The 17,243-nt window shown below is 36.3% G+C and carries 16 protein-coding genes and 1 pseudogene; 11 read left to right on the top strand and 6 right to left on the bottom strand.

Annotated features, from left to right (window positions below):
• Nucleotides 1-376 precede the first annotated feature (376 nt).
• From ADA55_RS31575 to ADA55_RS26040, 5 genes are all read right to left on the bottom strand, one after another.
• A complete protein-coding gene (locus ADA55_RS31575; protein ID WP_081088783.1) occupies nucleotides 377-469 on the bottom strand; it encodes a riboflavin kinase in 93 nt (30 codons plus the stop codon).
• Entirely contained in the window at nucleotides 459-770 is a 312-nt protein-coding gene (locus ADA55_RS26055; RefSeq protein WP_048689274.1) for a riboflavin kinase, read from the bottom strand. The genes ADA55_RS31575 and ADA55_RS26055 overlap by 11 nt, the downstream gene beginning before the upstream one ends.
• A gap of 94 nt (nucleotides 771-864) precedes the next feature.
• Nucleotides 865-1,842: a 3,4-dihydroxy-2-butanone-4-phosphate synthase gene (locus ADA55_RS26050; protein ID WP_048689270.1), complete on the bottom strand. Its 978-nt coding sequence runs from the start codon at nucleotides 1,840-1,842 to the stop codon at nucleotides 865-867.
• A gap of 203 nt (nucleotides 1,843-2,045) precedes the next feature.
• The gene (locus tag ADA55_RS26045) at nucleotides 2,046-2,834 is read right to left on the bottom strand and encodes an N-acyl homoserine lactonase family protein (RefSeq protein ID WP_048689267.1); all 789 of its coding nucleotides are present in this window, start codon (nucleotides 2,832-2,834) and stop codon (nucleotides 2,046-2,048) included.
• 87 nt (nucleotides 2,835-2,921) lie between these two features.
• Nucleotides 2,922-4,148 (bottom strand): LLM class flavin-dependent oxidoreductase, encoded by a 1,227-nt coding sequence (locus ADA55_RS26040; protein WP_048689265.1) that lies wholly within the window; start codon nucleotides 4,146-4,148, stop codon nucleotides 2,922-2,924.
• A 735-nt stretch (nucleotides 4,149-4,883) separates the two neighbouring features.
• Between ADA55_RS26040 and ADA55_RS26035 the strand changes: the two genes are divergently transcribed.
• From ADA55_RS26035 to ADA55_RS25990, 11 genes and pseudogenes are all read left to right on the top strand, one after another.
• Nucleotides 4,884-5,186, top strand: a complete 303-nt coding sequence (locus ADA55_RS26035) for a YciI family protein (protein ID WP_048689262.1) — start codon at nucleotides 4,884-4,886, stop codon at nucleotides 5,184-5,186.
• 361 nt (nucleotides 5,187-5,547) lie between these two features.
• The gene (locus tag ADA55_RS26030) at nucleotides 5,548-6,699 is read left to right on the top strand and encodes an acyl-CoA dehydrogenase family protein (RefSeq protein ID WP_176702864.1); all 1,152 of its coding nucleotides are present in this window, start codon (nucleotides 5,548-5,550) and stop codon (nucleotides 6,697-6,699) included.
• The gene (locus ADA55_RS26025; protein ID WP_048689260.1) at nucleotides 6,696-7,760 is read left to right on the top strand and encodes an acyl-CoA dehydrogenase family protein; all 1,065 of its coding nucleotides are present in this window, start codon (nucleotides 6,696-6,698) and stop codon (nucleotides 7,758-7,760) included. Before ADA55_RS26030 ends, ADA55_RS26025 begins: the two co-directional genes overlap by 4 nt.
• Before the next feature lie 32 nt (nucleotides 7,761-7,792).
• Nucleotides 7,793-8,608, top strand: coding sequence for an enoyl-CoA hydratase/isomerase family protein (locus ADA55_RS26020; RefSeq protein WP_048689258.1), 816 nt, complete (start codon nucleotides 7,793-7,795; stop codon nucleotides 8,606-8,608).
• 80 nt (nucleotides 8,609-8,688) lie between these two features.
• On the top strand, nucleotides 8,689-9,903 hold the full coding sequence (locus tag ADA55_RS26015; protein ID WP_048689256.1) for a CaiB/BaiF CoA transferase family protein: 1,215 nt from the start codon (nucleotides 8,689-8,691) through the stop codon (nucleotides 9,901-9,903).
• A gap of 43 nt (nucleotides 9,904-9,946) precedes the next feature.
• The gene (gucD, locus tag ADA55_RS26010; protein WP_048689254.1) at nucleotides 9,947-11,407 is read left to right on the top strand and encodes an alpha-ketoglutaric semialdehyde dehydrogenase GucD; all 1,461 of its coding nucleotides are present in this window, start codon (nucleotides 9,947-9,949) and stop codon (nucleotides 11,405-11,407) included.
• A gap of 762 nt (nucleotides 11,408-12,169) precedes the next feature.
• Nucleotides 12,170-12,328 carry an aspartyl-phosphate phosphatase Spo0E family protein gene (locus ADA55_RS28980; RefSeq protein ID WP_081088650.1) on the top strand — a complete coding sequence of 53 codons (159 nt, stop codon included), beginning with the start codon at nucleotides 12,170-12,172 and terminating at the stop codon, nucleotides 12,326-12,328.
• Between the two features lie 121 nt (nucleotides 12,329-12,449).
• A complete protein-coding gene (locus ADA55_RS26005; RefSeq protein ID WP_065421228.1) occupies nucleotides 12,450-12,731 on the top strand; it encodes a hypothetical protein in 282 nt (93 codons plus the stop codon).
• Nucleotides 12,732-12,815: 84 nt separating this feature from the next.
• Entirely contained in the window at nucleotides 12,816-13,316 is a 501-nt protein-coding gene (locus tag ADA55_RS26000; RefSeq protein ID WP_048689250.1) for a flavin reductase family protein, read from the top strand.
• 175 nt (nucleotides 13,317-13,491) lie between these two features.
• On the top strand, nucleotides 13,492-14,022 hold the full coding sequence (locus ADA55_RS25995) for an NADPH-dependent FMN reductase (RefSeq protein ID WP_048689247.1): 531 nt from the start codon (nucleotides 13,492-13,494) through the stop codon (nucleotides 14,020-14,022).
• A gap of 147 nt (nucleotides 14,023-14,169) precedes the next feature.
• Nucleotides 14,170-14,745, top strand: a pseudogene (locus tag ADA55_RS25990) (IS6 family transposase).
• Between the two features lie 210 nt (nucleotides 14,746-14,955).
• Here ADA55_RS25990 and ADA55_RS25985 read toward each other — a convergent pair.
• Nucleotides 14,956-16,896 (bottom strand): sigma-54-dependent Fis family transcriptional regulator, encoded by a 1,941-nt coding sequence (locus ADA55_RS25985; protein WP_048689238.1) that lies wholly within the window; start codon nucleotides 16,894-16,896, stop codon nucleotides 14,956-14,958.
• Nucleotides 16,897-17,243 lie beyond the last annotated feature (347 nt).

The raw sequence follows: 17,243 nt of genomic DNA, 5'->3' as shown, positions 1-17,243 counted from the left end.
AACATTTATATTAATCGAGCACTAAACTAGCAATATAACCAATTTTCAAATTTATCAATAAATAATAGATAACTAGGAGAGAAATAGTCTATTCAACAACAAGTTTAACCTATGCATTTTTTTTGAAAGTAAAATTAAAATAGCATTTAAGTGGTATAGTTAAAATTCTTATTCTGTCTTTCCTTTCTTTACAAGCAACTAATTGCAGGAAACTTAAAATAATTTGTCTTTGGTTAACAATATGTTAGAAAAGCCTTTTTTATAAAACTATAAATCTATGGTATTGTAAATCTAATGCGTAATGTTTAGATAAAATCGCACAGACAAAATATCTGGAAAATGTAATGTATAATTGATATTATTATTATTATTTCCTCTATAAAATAAAATTACTTTTAGCATTAGCTATATCCTTTTTTATCTGAGTTTTCAGGTCATCAACTGAATGGAATTTTTGTTCATTCCCTATTTTTAAACAGAACTTCTACCTGTATGGATATACCATAGATAACTTCATTAAAATTAAGAATGTGTACTTCTATATTTTTAGGGCTATTTTTATGAAAAGTAGGTCTAACTCCAATATTCATAACTCCAAAATATTTTTGACCATTAAACCTTATTCGTACTCCATAAACCCCTGTCTCCAACCAAGTGGCTGTAAAATCTATGTTTGCAGTTGGAAAGCCTATTTTTCCACCTCTGCCTTCACCATGAATTACCTTTCCTTTTAGCTGGATAATCTGCTTTGGAATTGATTCCGAGTGCATATCATTACTCACCTCAATTTTCTTGGACTCAACAATGGGGGAATATCGGGAAATTCATTAATAAACAAATATCAGATTCGTAATGATAAAATGTTTATGCAACATTCGTAATTATGACTGGATCAGTAATATTAATATCATTTAAAATTTGCTCTACAAAAATTCCGAAAGATTCCTTTAACTGAAACGGGTTTCTGCTGTCTAGTCTTGATTCTTTTGAACTGTTTAATTTGTATATTAAAATACCAAATCCATCTATAGTAATTTTCTCTATATTTTTTTCTTCAAAGGCTTCCCCAATCGAAAAAACAGAATCAATATATACAGGAAGAGGTAATGTCTTATTTTTCTTTTCTTTCATAATCACTATAATTTTACTGTCATCCAATTGGTTTGTATAAATTATTGAAGTTAATTCGCCATATTTCGTCGGAACAGTATTTTCCTTTTGACGTAGAATTAAGTCCGTGTTCCTCAATTGGTGTACGACTAAATTTTTCATTGAAACCATTATTAGGTTTAATTCCATAGACAAATTTTCCAATTCCAGTTTGTTAGCTATCATTCCTTTTTTATTTAATACATCGCAAACAACACCTGATAAACTTTTAGCACTACATAATTGAGCCAAATCAATTGCGGCGTCCGAAATAGTTACTTGCTCTAGGAGTCCTCTCTCACTAGAAATAATTGGGAAAATGTGGCCAGGTCTTGTAAAATCATTTGGAGCGCTATTTTTTTCAGTTAGCTTCTGGATGGTTTCACACCTCTCGAAAGCAGAAATTCCAGTACTGCAATTTGTATAATCCACAGAAACCGTGAAATACTTATGGGGGTTTTCATTATTGTTAACCATCATCGGAAGTGTTAATTCGCTTGCCCTTTGCTTTGTTAAAGCAACTGAAACTAAACCTCTTCCATGGGTGGCCATTAAATTAATAGAAGAGGGGGTTACAAAATCAGATAATAAATAGAAATAACCTATTTCTTTTCCTTCGATAAAGTCATCGATAAGTAGAATCATTTCGCCACTATTCAACGCAACTATGCAGTCATTCAATGTATTATCCATACAGAAATTCCTCCGTTTAAATGAAATCTAGCGTTACAAAAATTTAAGAAAACCATCCAACATTCAGTTCTGTTTTCCGTTGATACATAGATGATCCTATTTAAATGTATTTTCAGTAATCCTTAAAGGTTCATGCAACGCTAGTTCGAAATAAAAACAATTTCTAGGGTAAAATAAAATGAAGATACGATTCTCTTTATATATTAATCAGTCCACTTTCCATTGTTCGGGAATTCATCAAAATCTTGTTGATCGTGGGTAAAATAAATAGGTGTACCTGCATTTTCAATTGTCCGTAATTTCATATAGGAAGAGATGTGCTTTTCGGTACTCCAGTCATAAGGCATTGGAGTAAAATTTCGATAAGCTTCTTTAAGGTGTCCTGTGTCGGCGGCCAAACATACGGGACCCCGATTTTCCAATCGTAAAATCATTGCTTGATGTCCTGGAGAATGCCCTGGAGTAGTAAATAATTTAATTGTTCCATCTTGAAATAAATCTATATCTCCATCGATCTGTAAAAAATTATATTCCCTTGTGTCTTTATAGTCATTCAAGCAATACACCAATCCCGTCCAAGGGTCTGGCCACCATGCATACCGAAGTTCATTCTTTTGAACAACAAAGGTGGCATTAGGAAAGTGACACATTCCGCCTGCATGATCCAAATGCATATGTGATAATATGACGTACTTTACATCATTGGGTTTATAGCCAAGTTTAATTAATTGGCGATCGATAGCGTGTTCGCGTGTCATACAACAACCAAATGCTTCACGCATTCCAGGACCCCAATGTTTTATTGCACTTTCAGGGTCAGCGACATTATAGTTAATCCCTGTATCAAATAGGATTACACCCTTTTTTGGATGTTCAATTATCCAAACACTTGATGGTGCAGAAATCATTCCACTTGCACCAGTAACAAATATGCCTTTATCCAGTTTCAATGGACCACAATCAACGGCTGTCACTCGTACACCAGCTCCCAAATACAATTCCCCCCTTAATCAGTGGATTTAGTTCTCGAACGCCTAATTTCGTAAATAATATTCGAAGTTATCAACATATTTCTAAAATCAAGGTGTATAGGAAAGGGCGGAAGCGCTTGTTTCTTTAGAGTCTGTCCAATTTGGCATTACCTGTGTTGCAAACATTTCAATATGACGCATCATATCTTCATGTGGAACCAAGCCAGGATATTGCCACATTAACAGATACTCAGGATTGTGTTTTTTCACCAATTGCTCAATTTTTCGATTAACGGTATCCGGAGTTCCTATAAATTCAAAGCCACGGTCACATAAATCTTTAAAATCTCCTTTAATTTTTCCTGTTTCCCCTTCTCGGCGTAATGCTTCATTAAATCCTAACTCACCAAACCAATGCGGCCATACAAATCCATTTCCATCTGCAGCCAATTCATGTGCGCGTTCATCAGAATTAGCAACTAGGACATCTCGGAATACTCCAATACCATCCCCACTAGCAATTTCACGACCGACCTTTACAGCTTCATCCTGATATGCACTAATCAATTTCTGCATTGCTGTATCATCCGTGTTCAACATAAAGGGAACAATCTTTTCTTTTGCACAGAAACGCCATGTATCTGCACTATGAGAGAATGGTTGCCAAACCTCTATATCACGATTCTGGTAAAGTTTGGGAGCAATTCCGATTTCTTTTATATATCCAGCCGCATCCATTCCTCTTCCATAATCACCGACCGCACTATGGTCAAATTTAAGGTTTTCAGGAGGTATATTCCAGATTTCACCTTTATGTGAAAACGTTTCTGATGCCCATGCTTTTCTTATAATTTCGTAGTGTTCATTAAAAAGGGTTCTGTTACGTGCGTCTGTTTCCGTCTTATCAGAGAATGTTGCTCCAACACCATAAACCTGGCCGAGAACGTCTGCCCATCTTTTTTGATAACCGCGAGCGATTCCAGCTATCGCACGTCCATTTGTCATTTGATCAAGCATTGCTATATCTTCCGCTAACCGAATTGGGTTGTGGAATGGTAGAACATTTGCTAATTGGGCAAGTTTGATGTTTTTAGTTTGCATACCTAAGTACAAACTTAACATTATTGGGTTATTTGATACTTCTAATCCTTCAATATGAAAATGATGTTCAGTAAATGCCGCGGCATAGTAACCGAGTTGATCAGCTGCCTTAACTTGTTCAGATATTTGATAAAGCATGGATTGGTAAGCTTGCGTATTTTGTCCTGGTAACATTCCAGACTCTATTTGTTTTCGAGTACCTACAGTAGGTAAATAAAATAATACAAATTTCATTAATAAATCCCTCCTGGTTTTTAATGGTTTTTATTTCATACGAATTTGCTACTCTATTTTTTCTTTGGCTTTCAAAGTGAAAAAATTAGCGAAACAAATACATAAATCCAATGAAGTCTTAAATCAGTATGTAATAACTTTGAAAAATTATTTGTTTGAATTCGCTCAGATACATTGGTTTCATCAAATGACCATTCAGCTACATAAAAATCACCCCCTTTTTTTGTAACCGTTTTCAAACTAAGGCTTAATACAATAACAAACAAGAACCTTTGAAGTTGGCACAACATTCGTTCCATAGAAAATTTAACTTTTGAATTTATTACATGATGGAGTGTGTTTGTCTTTTATTACATGGTAAATTCATCTTTTTTTAAATAATTCCTTTGCTGGAGGTGCGGTTTGAATGACATTAAATTCATATGATCCATTTCTGGTTGGATTAACACAAAATTAACTTATTCAACTCAATGGAGGAAAGACAGTATTTTGGTCGAAATACTTAAGGGGTCAACGAGTATCTAAAATTAAGGTTTCTAAAACATGTTCCATTCGTTTATCTAGTTTAAGTCGTACCGATTATCGGTTAATCTATACTGATTAACGATACGATCATAGTAATTTATTTTAAAAAGCCTGTCAATGTTTTTTTGTAACATTCTGAATTTTCTTATTCTCAATCAGTTTTAGTAAATTTTTTAGTTTAAGCCTAGAACCTAGAAAGGGGCAAATAATATGTTTTTAGTATTGGTAACGTATACTAAACCCTTAGAAGAAGTAGACAACTCGTTGGAAGACCATGTGATGTTTTTAAACAAATATTATGAACAGAAAAAATTTGTTTGTTCAGGTAGAAGAAACCCCAGAATTGGTGGTGTAATTTTAGCAAATGTAAATACATCACAAGAAATGGAGGCTATCATTCAAGAGGATCCCTTTTATTTTAGAAAAATTGCCGAATATGAGGTCATCGAATTCTTACCTACTAAATTTGATGAGAAATTTAAAGTTTTTATAGAGGATGGGGAGCAGGCATAACAGCCTGTTTTTTTTTTCCTTAAAACACAATTATTTTTCCATTATTATACAATCTTGAATTCTAAATAAACCAGTACGTACATCCAAGTCTATAGCTAGTTTATCTTCGCTAAAATCATCAAAGGCTGATTGACGCTTCGTCAATGTCGTGAAGAAGAGGCGTAGTTTAATAATGGCTATATCATTTTTAATATAGTGTTACTTGATCCATACATAAAATGATGTTGTTAAATTTAGCAAATAAATATTGTTGATTAAATTTTTAGAATATTGTATTATCTCAATTACAGGTATACGATGTTAATTACCGGTACGTTTTTGTAAAATACCTGATAGAAAATTTTATAGAGGTGATCCTCGTATGAAGAGTTTGCAATTATCTGTTGTTCAACAATCAGAACAAGTAAAAGCGTTAAGACGGGAGATTCGTAATTTCATTCAGACAGAGCAAGAAATCGGAGCATTTGAACCTCAATGCGATTCATGGTTAAGTGGTTATTCTCCCGAATTTAGCCGCAAGCTGGGAGAGCGCGGTTGGATTGGTATGACCTGGCCGAAATGCTATGGCGGACAAGAGCGTTCAGCTATCGAAAGATATGTTATAACGGAAGAACTGTTAGCTGCGGGATCGCCGGTTGCTGCCCATTGGATTGCCGACAGACAAACCGGCCCTCTACTTCTCCGATTTGGAACAGAATATCAGCGTGAACTGTTTCTCCCTAAAATTGCAAGAGGAGAATGTTACTTTGCAATCGGTCTAAGCGAACCAAATGCCGGTTCTGACTTAGCAGCTATCAACTCCAAGGCAACCAGAGTAGATAATGGATGGATACTGAATGGTAGTAAAATTTGGACCAGCGGCGCACATTATGCCCACTATATGATAACCCTATGCAGAACTTCCCCAATGAACCAAGAAAATAGGCACGATGGGATGAGTCAGCTTATTGTAGACTTGACTGCACCGGGTGTAACTGTTCGACCAATTTATCTAATGACCGGCGAACATCATTTCAACGAGGTTATCTTTGAGGATGTATTTTTGCCAGACGAAATGTTGGTAGGGAAAATGGGTAATGGATGGAAGCAGGGTATGGCAGAACTGTCCTATGAACGAAGTGGTCCTGAACGTTTTCTTAGTACGTTCCCGCTTTTAGAAGAACTGGTAAACGCCCTACAATCGACCGGTGACAAATTGTTAATCAGTCAATTGAGTCCTTTGGTATCCCAGCTTTGGACCTTGCGGAATATGTCTATGGGCATTGCTCAAATGTTGGAAGATGAGATTACACCTGATGTGGCTGCTGCGTTGGTGAAGGACTTAGGTACTCAATTAGAGAAAAAGGTAGCTGAATTAGCTAGACTATTAGTTTCTTCTTCCCACAAAGCCTTCTCACCTCAAATTGAAAAACTAATGTCGGAAGCAATTCTCCATTCTCCTGGCTTTACTCTTAGAGGGGGGACTACTGAAATTCTAAGAATGATTGTTTCAAAGGGGGTAATTGCAAAATGAACGATATCACGGAAATGCTAATTGACTCCACAAATAGAATCATGAAAGATATCTGCACAAAAGAACTTGTAAACGAATCAGAAAAAGGGAGATGGGCTGCCGATTTGTGGGATATGCTGGCGGGTTCGGGGATGATTACAGTAGCCATTCCCGAAGTAAGAGGTGGTAATGGCGGAGAGTACACAGATGCCCTTAGCATCCTTCGGTTAGCAGGAAAGTACTCTGCCCCCATTCCACTGGCTGAAACATACGTAGCAAATTGGCTATTGAATCAGCTGGGTGCAGATATTTCGGAAGAGCCACTAACTATTGCACTGCCTAGTAGAAATGAATTATTTAGCTTCAAAGAAAACAAGGATGGATGGATTATCTCGGGGAAAGCCAGTTCTGTTCCATGGGCAAGATTTGCCAAACAAGTGTTGGTTATCGGAAAAACTGAATCTGAACACGCTTTAGCCCTGATCAAACCAGAATACGGAGAAATCGCCTTCCGTCAAAACCTAGCCGGTGAAGCAAGGGATACAATAACATTTGAAAGCGTATTCATGGAAAATTGTGAGGTAATACCAATTGACCTTGATTGGGTAATGAAACAGCTAAGGTATAGCTTAGCCGTGACCCGAATTGTCTTGATGGCTGGAGCTCTTGAAAGGGTACTTGAACTTACTGGTAAGTATTCCTCAGAACGAAATCAATTCGGCAGACCCATTCATCGATTTCAGGCTATCCAACAACAATTAGCCCTTTTAGCTGGGGAATATGTTGCAGCAGGAGTTGCTAGTGATTATGCAGTCGATGCCTTTCAGAAAGGGCAATTATCTAAAGAAATTATCATGGCTAAGATAAGAATCAATGAAGCGGCGGGAAATGCAGCAACCCTCTCCCACCAAATTCATGGTGCCATTGGTTTTACCTATGAGCATATCCTTCATCAAAATACACGTCGTTTGTGGTCATGGCGTGACGAATTTGGAACAGAGACAGAATGGGGAATGGAATTAGCTGAACAAATTATGGAAAAAGGTCAGACTGGAATTTGGTCATTTCTTACGGACAAATAAGTCAGGTCATTTTAATAAAGGAGAATGTGTAGATGAGTGATTTACTTTTTACTGTAGATAATGGGATAGCAAGGATTACATTGAATCGTCCGGACAAATTGAATGCGTTTAGTACCGAAATGATTGAACTATGGATTGATGCATTGCAGATGATACGTGATGATGAAGAAATAAGGGTAGTTGTTCTAGCAGGGAACGGTCGTGCCTTTTGTTCTGGAGGGGACGTTAAATCTATGACAAGCGGAGAAGGTATGCTCTATAACAACACAGGGGTCGGGGATATGGTTACTACTGCACTAGCTAGGAAGAACACTTTATGGAAAAAGGTACAGCGGATTCCTCTTCTCCTCCAAGAAATTGACAAGCCCGTGATTGCGGTGATTCAAGGAGTCGCATTGGGAGCTGGATTTGATATGACTCTAGCGTGCGATATAAGGATAGCCGCTAAAAGCACCAAAATTTCAGAGAGTTATGTAAAAGCGGGGATTGTTCCTGGTGATGGAGGAGCTTACTTTTTGCCACGATTTATTGGTGTTGATAAGGCGTTAGAGTTGCTTTGGACTGGTGATGTGCTTTCTGCTGAGGAAGCCAAACTGTTAGGATTGGTTACACATGTGGTTGCAGACGACCAAATCGATGAATTTGTTGAGAACTATATCCAACGACTTGTTGATGGTCCACAGGATGTCCTACGCTTTACAAAGAGGGCTGTGTACCAAGGGCTTAATATGGATCTTCGTACTTCCCTGGATATGATTTCTTCGGCCATGGGCATCGTCACTGAACTACCAGACTATCAAGAAGGGGTAAGGGCTATTTTGGAGAAGCGAAAACCAAATTTCGAATAAGCCTAACTTCTGGAGGTGTAGGTAAATCTCTTTCTATCAAAAAATAAAAACAATGAGAATGGAAGAAGGGAAGATTTAATATGGAAGCCTTAGAAGGTCTAAAAGTGTTGGATTTGTCCAGAACCCTTGCGGGTCCCTTTTGTACCATGTTACTCGGAGACATGGGAGCAGATATAATCAAAGTTGAAAAGCCTGGAACAGGGGATGAGACAAGACGATTCACCCCTCCAAAATGGGATGGTATAAGCGCTTACTATTTAGCTTCTAACCGAAATAAACGAAGTATTACAATTGATATGAAATCAGAAGAGGGCAAGCAGCTTATTTATAAAATGGCAAAAGAATCGGATGTGTTTATTGAAAACTTCCGAACTGGCGCTATGGAAAAAATGGGACTTGGTTATGAACAATTGAAGAAACTTAATCCACGGCTAATTTATTGTTCCATCTCTGGATTTGGACGAACTGGGCCGGAAAAAAATCGTGCTGGATATGACCTATTGCTTCAGGGGTATGGTGGATTAATGAGTATTACAGGAGAGACAGGTGGATCTCCAGTTAAAACTGGCATGTCCCTCGTCGATTTAACAATGGGAATTTTTGCTGCATACGGTATTTTGACTGCTGTAATTGCCCGTGGTAAGACAGGGAAGGGGCAGTTTATAGATGCTAGTCTTCTAGACGGCCAAGTTTCCTTGTTAAATTTCTTAGTTACAAGCTATTTTGCCACAGGTAAACCAGCCGGACGCATGGGATCTGCACATCCCACCATAGTTCCATACCAAGCGTTTTCAGCAAAAGATATGGATATTATTCTCGCTGTTCCTAACGATGGACTCTGGGCAAAATGTTGTCAAGCTTTGAACTGGGAGGATTTATTAACAGATCCGAGATTCAAAACGAATGAAGACCGTGTCACTCACCGTCATGAGTTGGTTTATTTTATTAGTAAACGCTTGTCCTTATTAGAAAGCAAGGAAATCTTTGCTTGTCTTGATGCTGCTGGTGTGCCGTGTGGACCTATTCACACTATTGATCAAGTTGTGAACCACCCACATGTACTTTCTAGAGAAATGATATTAGAAGTAGAACATCCAATTGTGAAGAATCTAAAAATGGCAGGTTTCCCAATCAAACTATCGGATACGCCTGCAAGTTTGAAAAGGCATCCTCCGCTCCTCGGAGAACATACTGAAGAAATTCTTAGTGAACTGGGATTGTTTGCTGATGATATTGAACAGTTAAAACAAAAGCATATAGTGGGTGAGTATAAGGATTTTAAGAGTAGTATCTGACAAGTTAAGTATGTTTTGTAAAATCGAGAGGAGAATGCCCAAGATGAAAGTAAAAACAAGAACCTATCAGAATTTAATCAATGGGGAATGGGTCAGCCCGCAATCTGGGGAACTTAAGGAAAGTGTGAATCCATCTGACAATAGAGATATTGTTGGATATGTTCCAGTTTCTACAAAAAGTGATGTTGATGATGCGGTTCAGGCTGCCAAACAGGCCTTTCAAACTTGGAGAAAACTACCTGGAACGGCTCGAGGTGAATATCTTCGTAAAGCGGCAGATATTTTAGAACAACGGGTGGATGATATTGCCGAAACACTTACACGTGAAATGGGAAAGACACTTATAGAGGCGAAAGCCGAGACACTACGAGGTGTAGATATACTTCGCTATTATGTAAGTGAAGGGATCCGTTCAATCGGAGAAGTTATCCCTTCAGGTGATAGTGAGGCTCTCCTTTTTACTTCCAGAGTACCTGTGGGGGTTGTGGGTTTGATCACCCCATGGAACTTCCCGGTTGCAATTCCTGTTCACAAAATAGCTCCGGCTCTCGTCTATGGGAATACAGTAGTTATAAAGTCAGCATTTGAAACTACAATTACTGCGATAAAAGTGATGGAGTGTTTTAAAGATGCTGGATTGCCTGACGGTGTTTTGAATTTAGTCAGCGGTAGAGGAAGCACAATCGGCAACGCATTATGTGATCATCCCGATATCAAAGCCATAAGTTTTACCGGATCTAACGATGTGGGTAAGCTTATTGCATTAAAAGCGGTACAGCGAGGAGCTAAGTTTCAATTAGAAATGGGGGGGAAGAACCCTGTAATCGTCACCGAGCATGCAGATCTCGATTTAGCGGCAGAAATGACAGTTAACGGAAGTATGAAATCAGCTGGTCAAAAATGTACGGCAACTAGTAGGGCCATTATAGTCAAAGAAGTTTATGAACCTTTTCGTGAAAAAATAATTCAAAAAATAAAAAACATAACAGTAGGTAATGCTCTTCAAACTGGTTCCTATATGGGTCCTGTATCGTCACTTACACAATTTAACAGTGTTCAAGAAGCCATTAAAAAGGGGGTTAAAGAGGGGGCTCGTCTAGTATTAGGAGGTAACACGGTTAAAAATCCAAAACTAGCATATGGATACTATATTGAACCAACATTATTTGATGAAGTTGAATCAAGTATGTCTATTGCACAGGAGGAAATATTCGGACCAGTATTAGCTTTAATTAAAGTGGAAAACCTAGAAGAAGCTTTACAGGTAGCTAATGATGTTAAGTATGGCTTAAGTGCATCTATTTTTACAAACCATCTTGACGAGGTATTTCAGTATATGAATGAAGTGGAAGCGGGTATGATTCGGGTTAATGGGGAAACTACAGGTCTTGAGATTCATGCACCATTTGGAGGAATAAAAGATTCTAGCACGCAAGCTCGAGAATTAGGAAGGGCTGCAATGGAATTCTTTACTTCGATTAAAACAATAACAATTAAATCATAATGCACGATTGCAAGTAGCAGTGCCACTAAGACTTAGTAGCTGTGAAGTAAGTAAACAATTTTAATTGTTGTGTTGGGAATCAACCAAATATAACTAGAGGGTGTGTTGGACAATAATCTCTTCTTCTATTTCCACCCTCTTCTGTAAAGCTGGTTGGACTAATTACTTGCAATAGGTGCACGATGAATTATTATACTTTAGCATAACTCATAACTTTTAGAATTATCTATTAAATTATAAAATCTATAATCATAAAAACCTTCAACCCAACTATCTTTGGTAATTCTCTTGGTAAATCTATCATCTAATCACACCCTTGCTTAAAAAATTCTACTTTGAAAAATTACATATTATCGATTCAATATATAAAATGAAACATTTGTATCAAAATAAAACATTCCGTTTTAGAAAATCTAAATTGCTCTCCAGAGAGGGGTACTGAACTTTCCGTATTTATAGCCTTTTAAAAGATTTATTTATTAAATATGTGTTGGCATGATTCTTGCTTTTATTAGATTAAGGGCACGAAATTACCTTAAGTCTTATACAAGAACAAAGAAAGAATGGAGTTACAAAATACGATAACATTTACTCTCTTGATTGAATTAGTTGTCAACGAATTTTTAGATGAGGCTTGCGACTTAAGTTTTTTATACCTGCCCTACCTGTGATTTGGAACCGCCTAATGGAGTTGATGAAAACTCCTACGATCCAAGAAGAAAGGGAATAGTTCTTCAAATAAGCTAGAAAGGAGTAAAGTGAATGGATTGGAGAGTATTGGCTCTAAGGAAGAGTATTGATGAATATCGTCAGGACATGTTTGATTTGGCAGTAAAGAAAGGCATAACTAATCCGGAGGTAATAAAAATCAGTCAAAAATTAGATAGTGAAATCCTCCTGTGGCAAAAATTATTTATATAAGATTTACCTTTTGTCAACCGAACCTCTTCTTTAGGCTGAAAAGAAAAGCTGGGCTATGAGATTACTCAACCATATAACAATGTGTGATATAACGAATTTTTCAAAAGACAAAGGAGTATTTATGGAAAAATTTCAGACCGACACACATCTTCATATGCCGGATTTGCTTTTTGTTAGATTTTGCGAAGAAGAATATAAAGTGAATAGGGGTGTATACAATACAGTAGAAAAGTGGTTTTATGATCAAGAGGTCCATAACATTCTACAACGCAGAGAGGCAATTCTGAGTTTTTTTCTATTTGTAAGAACGTGTCAAAAAAGCGATGGGAAAATAAAGTTTGGTCATGGGGGATTAACACAACTATTAAAAAAATTTTGGTGTCAATACAAAGTTGCTCAATAAGTAAACAAAGAACCAAGGTGAATGAGTGTTGAACAAGAAATAGGAGAGTCTCGATAAAATAAATGAGAAAAGAGGAAATCAATAATGTCAAATGAAAAGTATCAAACTTTATTCAAAGAAGTCATGGGGAATTACCCAACTGGAGTAACTGTGGTAACCACAACTGACAAAGATGGAAATCCTGCTGGTTTAACTGTAAATTCATTTGCTTCTGTTTCACTCGAGCCTCTTCTACTACTCTGGTCAATAGATAATAAAGCTACTAATCTTAATTCTTTTATTAATGGAGAGAAATTTGCTGTACACATTTTAGCTAGTAGTCAACAAGATTTATGTAAGAACTTTTCTAGTAAAAATGTTGATCGTTTCAGCACATGCGAATGGAAGCTTTCAGAACAGAACCTTCCTATCATCGATGGGGCTTTTGCAGTTCTTCAATGCAAAACGTTTAAGACCATAGAAGCTGGAGATCACACTATTTTAATTGGTGAAGTCATTGATATTCAGATTGAAAAAAGGGAACCTATGCTATACCACAGAAGACATTTTGCATCAATTCCACCAGAGTTTTATGTAACTAATTAATAACTATCTTATTAAATGATTCAACTACACTATTTAAGATTATTCATAAAAGAATCAAAACTAAAGAAATAACAATGATATTAACTTTATTTTAGTTAATAGAAAACTAAAATTAATTTTTGATGGGTGCGGTTAGGAACCGATTCCCTCATAAATGAGAGGAAGAATACTCTTTATGAAATTATTAGGTATAAGCGGGACTATAATAGGTTCAAAAACTGCAATAGTCACAGAAAAAATTTTAGAAGATATTGCAAAAATGGACCCTAGTATGGAGACTGAACACTTAAATCTAAAAGAGTTCGATATTCAATTTTGCGATGGCCGTGACACGGGAGATTATAACGAAGATACTAAACAAATCATAAATCTTATATCGAATGCAGATTTATATATTATCGTTACACCAATTTTTCATGGGACTTATAGTGGGGTGTTGAAAAACCTTTTTGATTTAATCTCGCCTCAAGTTATGAAAAATAAAGTAATCGGGTTCACTGCTGTAGGGGGTAACTATAAACATTACTTAATGGTTGAAAATCAACTCAAACCAATCGCAGGTTATTTCGGAGCACATGTAGCCCCTAGTTACGTATTCGTTCACAACGAAGATTTTAAAAATAACTATATTGCTAATCAAGATATACTAGATCAAATAACTGATTTCTCCAGGGATATAATAAATATGAAAAAATTATTACAATAAGTATTCTTATAAAAATAAGGGTTCTGGTGCAATAAATTCAATAATTGCAGTTAATATCTAAATCGTACAGATACTATTAATCTAAAAAAGGTGCTGATTCAGTATGGAAAATCAAAATTATTCAAGGGGAAACATTATCAGCCTAACATGATTTTGTTATTGTGAGATGGTACCTGCGGTAGCTTTCGTAATGTAATGGAAAAACTCAGCTTATCGATGGTTCAAAGAACAGTTATGCGTTGGGTTCATCAACATGGACCGGAATTAGATTTGTCACCTTAAGCCAAACAAATGACTTCTGGAGAGTCGATGAGACGTATATCAAAGTAAATAGGTCAAGGATGTATCTGTTATAGTGCAGTGGATTCCAAAGGAAACACGATTGATTTTTATCTTAGTAAAACAAGAGACAAAAAGGCTGCAAAGCACTTCTTTAAGAAAGCTTTGCGGTTTTTTCATGTTTCTAAGCCGCGTGTCATAACGGTCGATAAGAATGGGGCTTATCCTATATTAATTGAAGTGTTGAAGAAAGAGAAAAGCATACCTGATGGTATACGACTTAGATTTCAGAAGAACTTGAATAACATAGTGAAGCAAGATCATCGCTTTTTAAAGAAGCAAGTCCGTTCTATGCTAGGATTAAAAACGTTTCGAACTGCCAAATTCATTTGTGGAGTGGAGGATATGCATATGCAAAAAAAGGACATCTTCAACAAGGGATGAAGTCTGTCCAAAGCGAGATTGAAACATAAATTATTTGGAATAGTCTCATAATTCATAGATGAAAAGGATATTGAAATTCTATGTTTCTAAAAGTTCATATTTGCACCACAACCGGTAACACGAAGGCATACTCAAATGACCTGCATATACGAAGACACAGCGAATTCTCAAGCTCCTATTCTAGTTCTGTTACTTCCAAGTATTAACAATTCATTCTAGAATTCTATCTATATTAATTTGATATTTTTCCATTTTTCTATATAGAGTGGCTCTGGAAATATTCAGTTCTTTTGCGGCTTTAGTTAAATGGCCGTTGTGATGTCGAAGTACTTGCAAAATTCCATTTCTTTCAATTTCATTCATCGACACCGGTTTAACCGAACTATCTACTTCTTCCACGAATGGTTCGTCTAATATTAGACGGACATCTTCGGGCGAAATGCTTTGGTGCTCGGCTAATACAATTAGTCTGTAAACACTGTTCTCAAGCTCTCTCACATTACCTTTCCATTGATAACTTGCCATTAAATCCAGTGCTTCTTTAGTTAGGGACACTTTTTTCCCTTCATTACGATTATATAAAATGACAAAAAAGTTTATCAGCCGGATAATGTCTTCTTTGCCTCTTTCTCGTAATGATGGTAAGCGCAAACTTAAAATATTAAGCCGGAAATATAAATCCTCTCTGAATGTATTATTCTTTATGGATTCCCTTAATTCTACGTTAGTAGCTGCGATCACTCGAACATCTAACGGAATAGGTTTTTTACCGCCTAAGCGATAAAGTTCTCTTTCCTGCAATACCCTTAGTAAATAAACTTGATGCTCGAGTGTTAGTTCTCCAACTTCATCAAGAAATATAGTACCTCCGTTTGCCAGCTCAAACTTTCCTTTTTGTCCCCCTTTTTTTGCTCCTGAAAAGGCCCCCTCTTCATATCCGAATAATTCACTGCCAATTAATTCTTTTGGAATTGCTCCACAGTTTATTGTGACGAATGGTTTTTCACTACTATTATGAATAGCTTTTGCAAACATTTCCTTTCCGGTCCCTGTTTCACCTAAAATAAGCACAGGTGCTTGACTGGATGCTATTTTTTTTGCTGTATTGATTGCTACCTGGAATGAATCGCTGTTGCCAATCAAGTCATTAAATGAGAGTTTTCTTTTCTTTTTAGGCTCATGAACAGTCTTTACTATTGGAATCAATCGCATAAGCCACCCTTGAAATAACTTTTTATGAAAAATACGATTTAATACAATTCGAACATCAAGATCATGGCCCAATGTACTGTAAAATTCTATTTCATTTTCATTTAATTCCAAATGGAAATCTAAATTGGGAATACCCAAGGATGAAATAGAGTATCTATTCCAATCCTTTCCATAGGCACCAAGTAAATGAGCTGCTTTTTCAGAACATCTGATAATTACCTTATCACTATTAATAATAAGAGCGGATGCTGAACCGTTCAGAAATTGATTTTGGAAATGATCCAATAAAATATTGTACTGCTCTAAATAAAGATTATCTAAATTTTTTTGAATAGCAACTCTCGTTGAGTGTAATAGACCAAATGTATGAGAGTTGAAAACCTCGAGCGGTCCTGTAAAATCAATCACGCTTTGTACCTTATTAGTGTTCTTATTAAAAATTGGCATGGCCAAGCAGCTTATCTCATGAAACATACTACAAAAATGCTCAGCTCCAGCTACAAAAGCAGGTTTATTATGTTCTAAAGCAAGGGTTACGGCGTTTGTTCCGGCTTGAGTATCGTGTATTCCTCCAGGCGCATTATTGATTTCAGATAAACGTTCTATTATTTTCTGATCTCCATACATCTTCACCAAAAGAGCATCTGCATTAAAGAGTTCAACCGACGTATAGTCCAAATATTCGCCAAGATCCTTTATAATATCTGTAGAGGACTCAATAATGTATTCATTATTATTCATATATTGATCATATGTATGGAGATCAATGTCTACTTTTGGTCGAAAGGGGTCAATGTTTTTATGTTTGTGTGATTTCCAAGATTCAGAAATAACCTTTGGTATATGGGGGCTAATTATATCCTTCTCCATAAAAAGTTCCCAGGATTTTCGCAACTCCAATGGATTTTTAGATTTAGGATTAAATTTAAAAGAACTCATGACCATTCTCCTTTTGAAAGCGCTTTAATAATTTAGCAGGAGTTAGTTGGTCGCTGCTTGCCTTTATATTAATCTAAATATTCATAATTTTCAACAACATATTTAGAGGTAATGTTCAGAAAAATGAAACAATTGTATCGAAATTAAACACTCAATCTTAAAATCTTAGTTGCTTTACAGTATAAAATCTATGTTTTCATAGCTTTAAATTGGTTTTTTTTATTTTATATTTGTTGGTACGATACTTGCATTGTATTAGTTTGAGAGTGCAGTTACCTATAAATTGAAAAAGGGGGTCTCATAACGGAAACGAGAATGCTCATACTTTTTTCTTAAACTAAATAGAA

Origin of the sequence: Bacillus sp. 220_BSPC (assembly GCF_001054655.1) — a bacterium.
GTDB lineage: Bacteria > Bacillota > Bacilli > Bacillales > DSM-1321 > Peribacillus > Peribacillus frigoritolerans.
Note: the sequence above shows the minus strand (reverse complement) of the source record. Positions and strands in the feature narration are given on the sequence as shown.

Bases quoted from the DNA above. Each gene is read 5' to 3' on its own strand.
- ADA55_RS26055 (WP_048689274.1), bottom strand. From the start codon at position 770: ATGCACTCGGAATCAATTCCAAAGCAGATTATCCAGCTAAAAGGAAAG.
- ADA55_RS26050 (WP_048689270.1), bottom strand. From the start codon at position 1,842: ATGGATAATACATTGAATGACTGCATAGTTGCGTTGAATAGTGGCGAA.
- ADA55_RS26040 (WP_048689265.1), bottom strand. From the start codon at position 4,148: ATGAAATTTGTATTATTTTATTTACCTACTGTAGGTACTCGAAAACAA.
- ADA55_RS26035 (WP_048689262.1), top strand. From the start codon at position 4,884: ATGTTTTTAGTATTGGTAACGTATACTAAACCCTTAGAAGAAGTAGAC.
- ADA55_RS26030 (WP_176702864.1), top strand. From the start codon at position 5,548: ATGAAGAGTTTGCAATTATCTGTTGTTCAACAATCAGAACAAGTAAAA.
- ADA55_RS26025 (WP_048689260.1), top strand. From the start codon at position 6,696: ATGAACGATATCACGGAAATGCTAATTGACTCCACAAATAGAATCATG.
- ADA55_RS26020 (WP_048689258.1), top strand. From the start codon at position 7,793: ATGAGTGATTTACTTTTTACTGTAGATAATGGGATAGCAAGGATTACA.
- ADA55_RS26015 (WP_048689256.1), top strand. From the start codon at position 8,689: ATGGAAGCCTTAGAAGGTCTAAAAGTGTTGGATTTGTCCAGAACCCTT.
- gucD (WP_048689254.1), top strand. From the start codon at position 9,947: ATGAAAGTAAAAACAAGAACCTATCAGAATTTAATCAATGGGGAATGG.
- ADA55_RS28980 (WP_081088650.1), top strand. From the start codon at position 12,170: ATGGATTGGAGAGTATTGGCTCTAAGGAAGAGTATTGATGAATATCGT.
- ADA55_RS26005 (WP_065421228.1), top strand. From the start codon at position 12,450: ATGGAAAAATTTCAGACCGACACACATCTTCATATGCCGGATTTGCTT.
- ADA55_RS26000 (WP_048689250.1), top strand. From the start codon at position 12,816: ATGTCAAATGAAAAGTATCAAACTTTATTCAAAGAAGTCATGGGGAAT.
- ADA55_RS25995 (WP_048689247.1), top strand. From the start codon at position 13,492: ATGAAATTATTAGGTATAAGCGGGACTATAATAGGTTCAAAAACTGCA.
- ADA55_RS25985 (WP_048689238.1), bottom strand. From the start codon at position 16,896: ATGAGTTCTTTTAAATTTAATCCTAAATCTAAAAATCCATTGGAGTTG.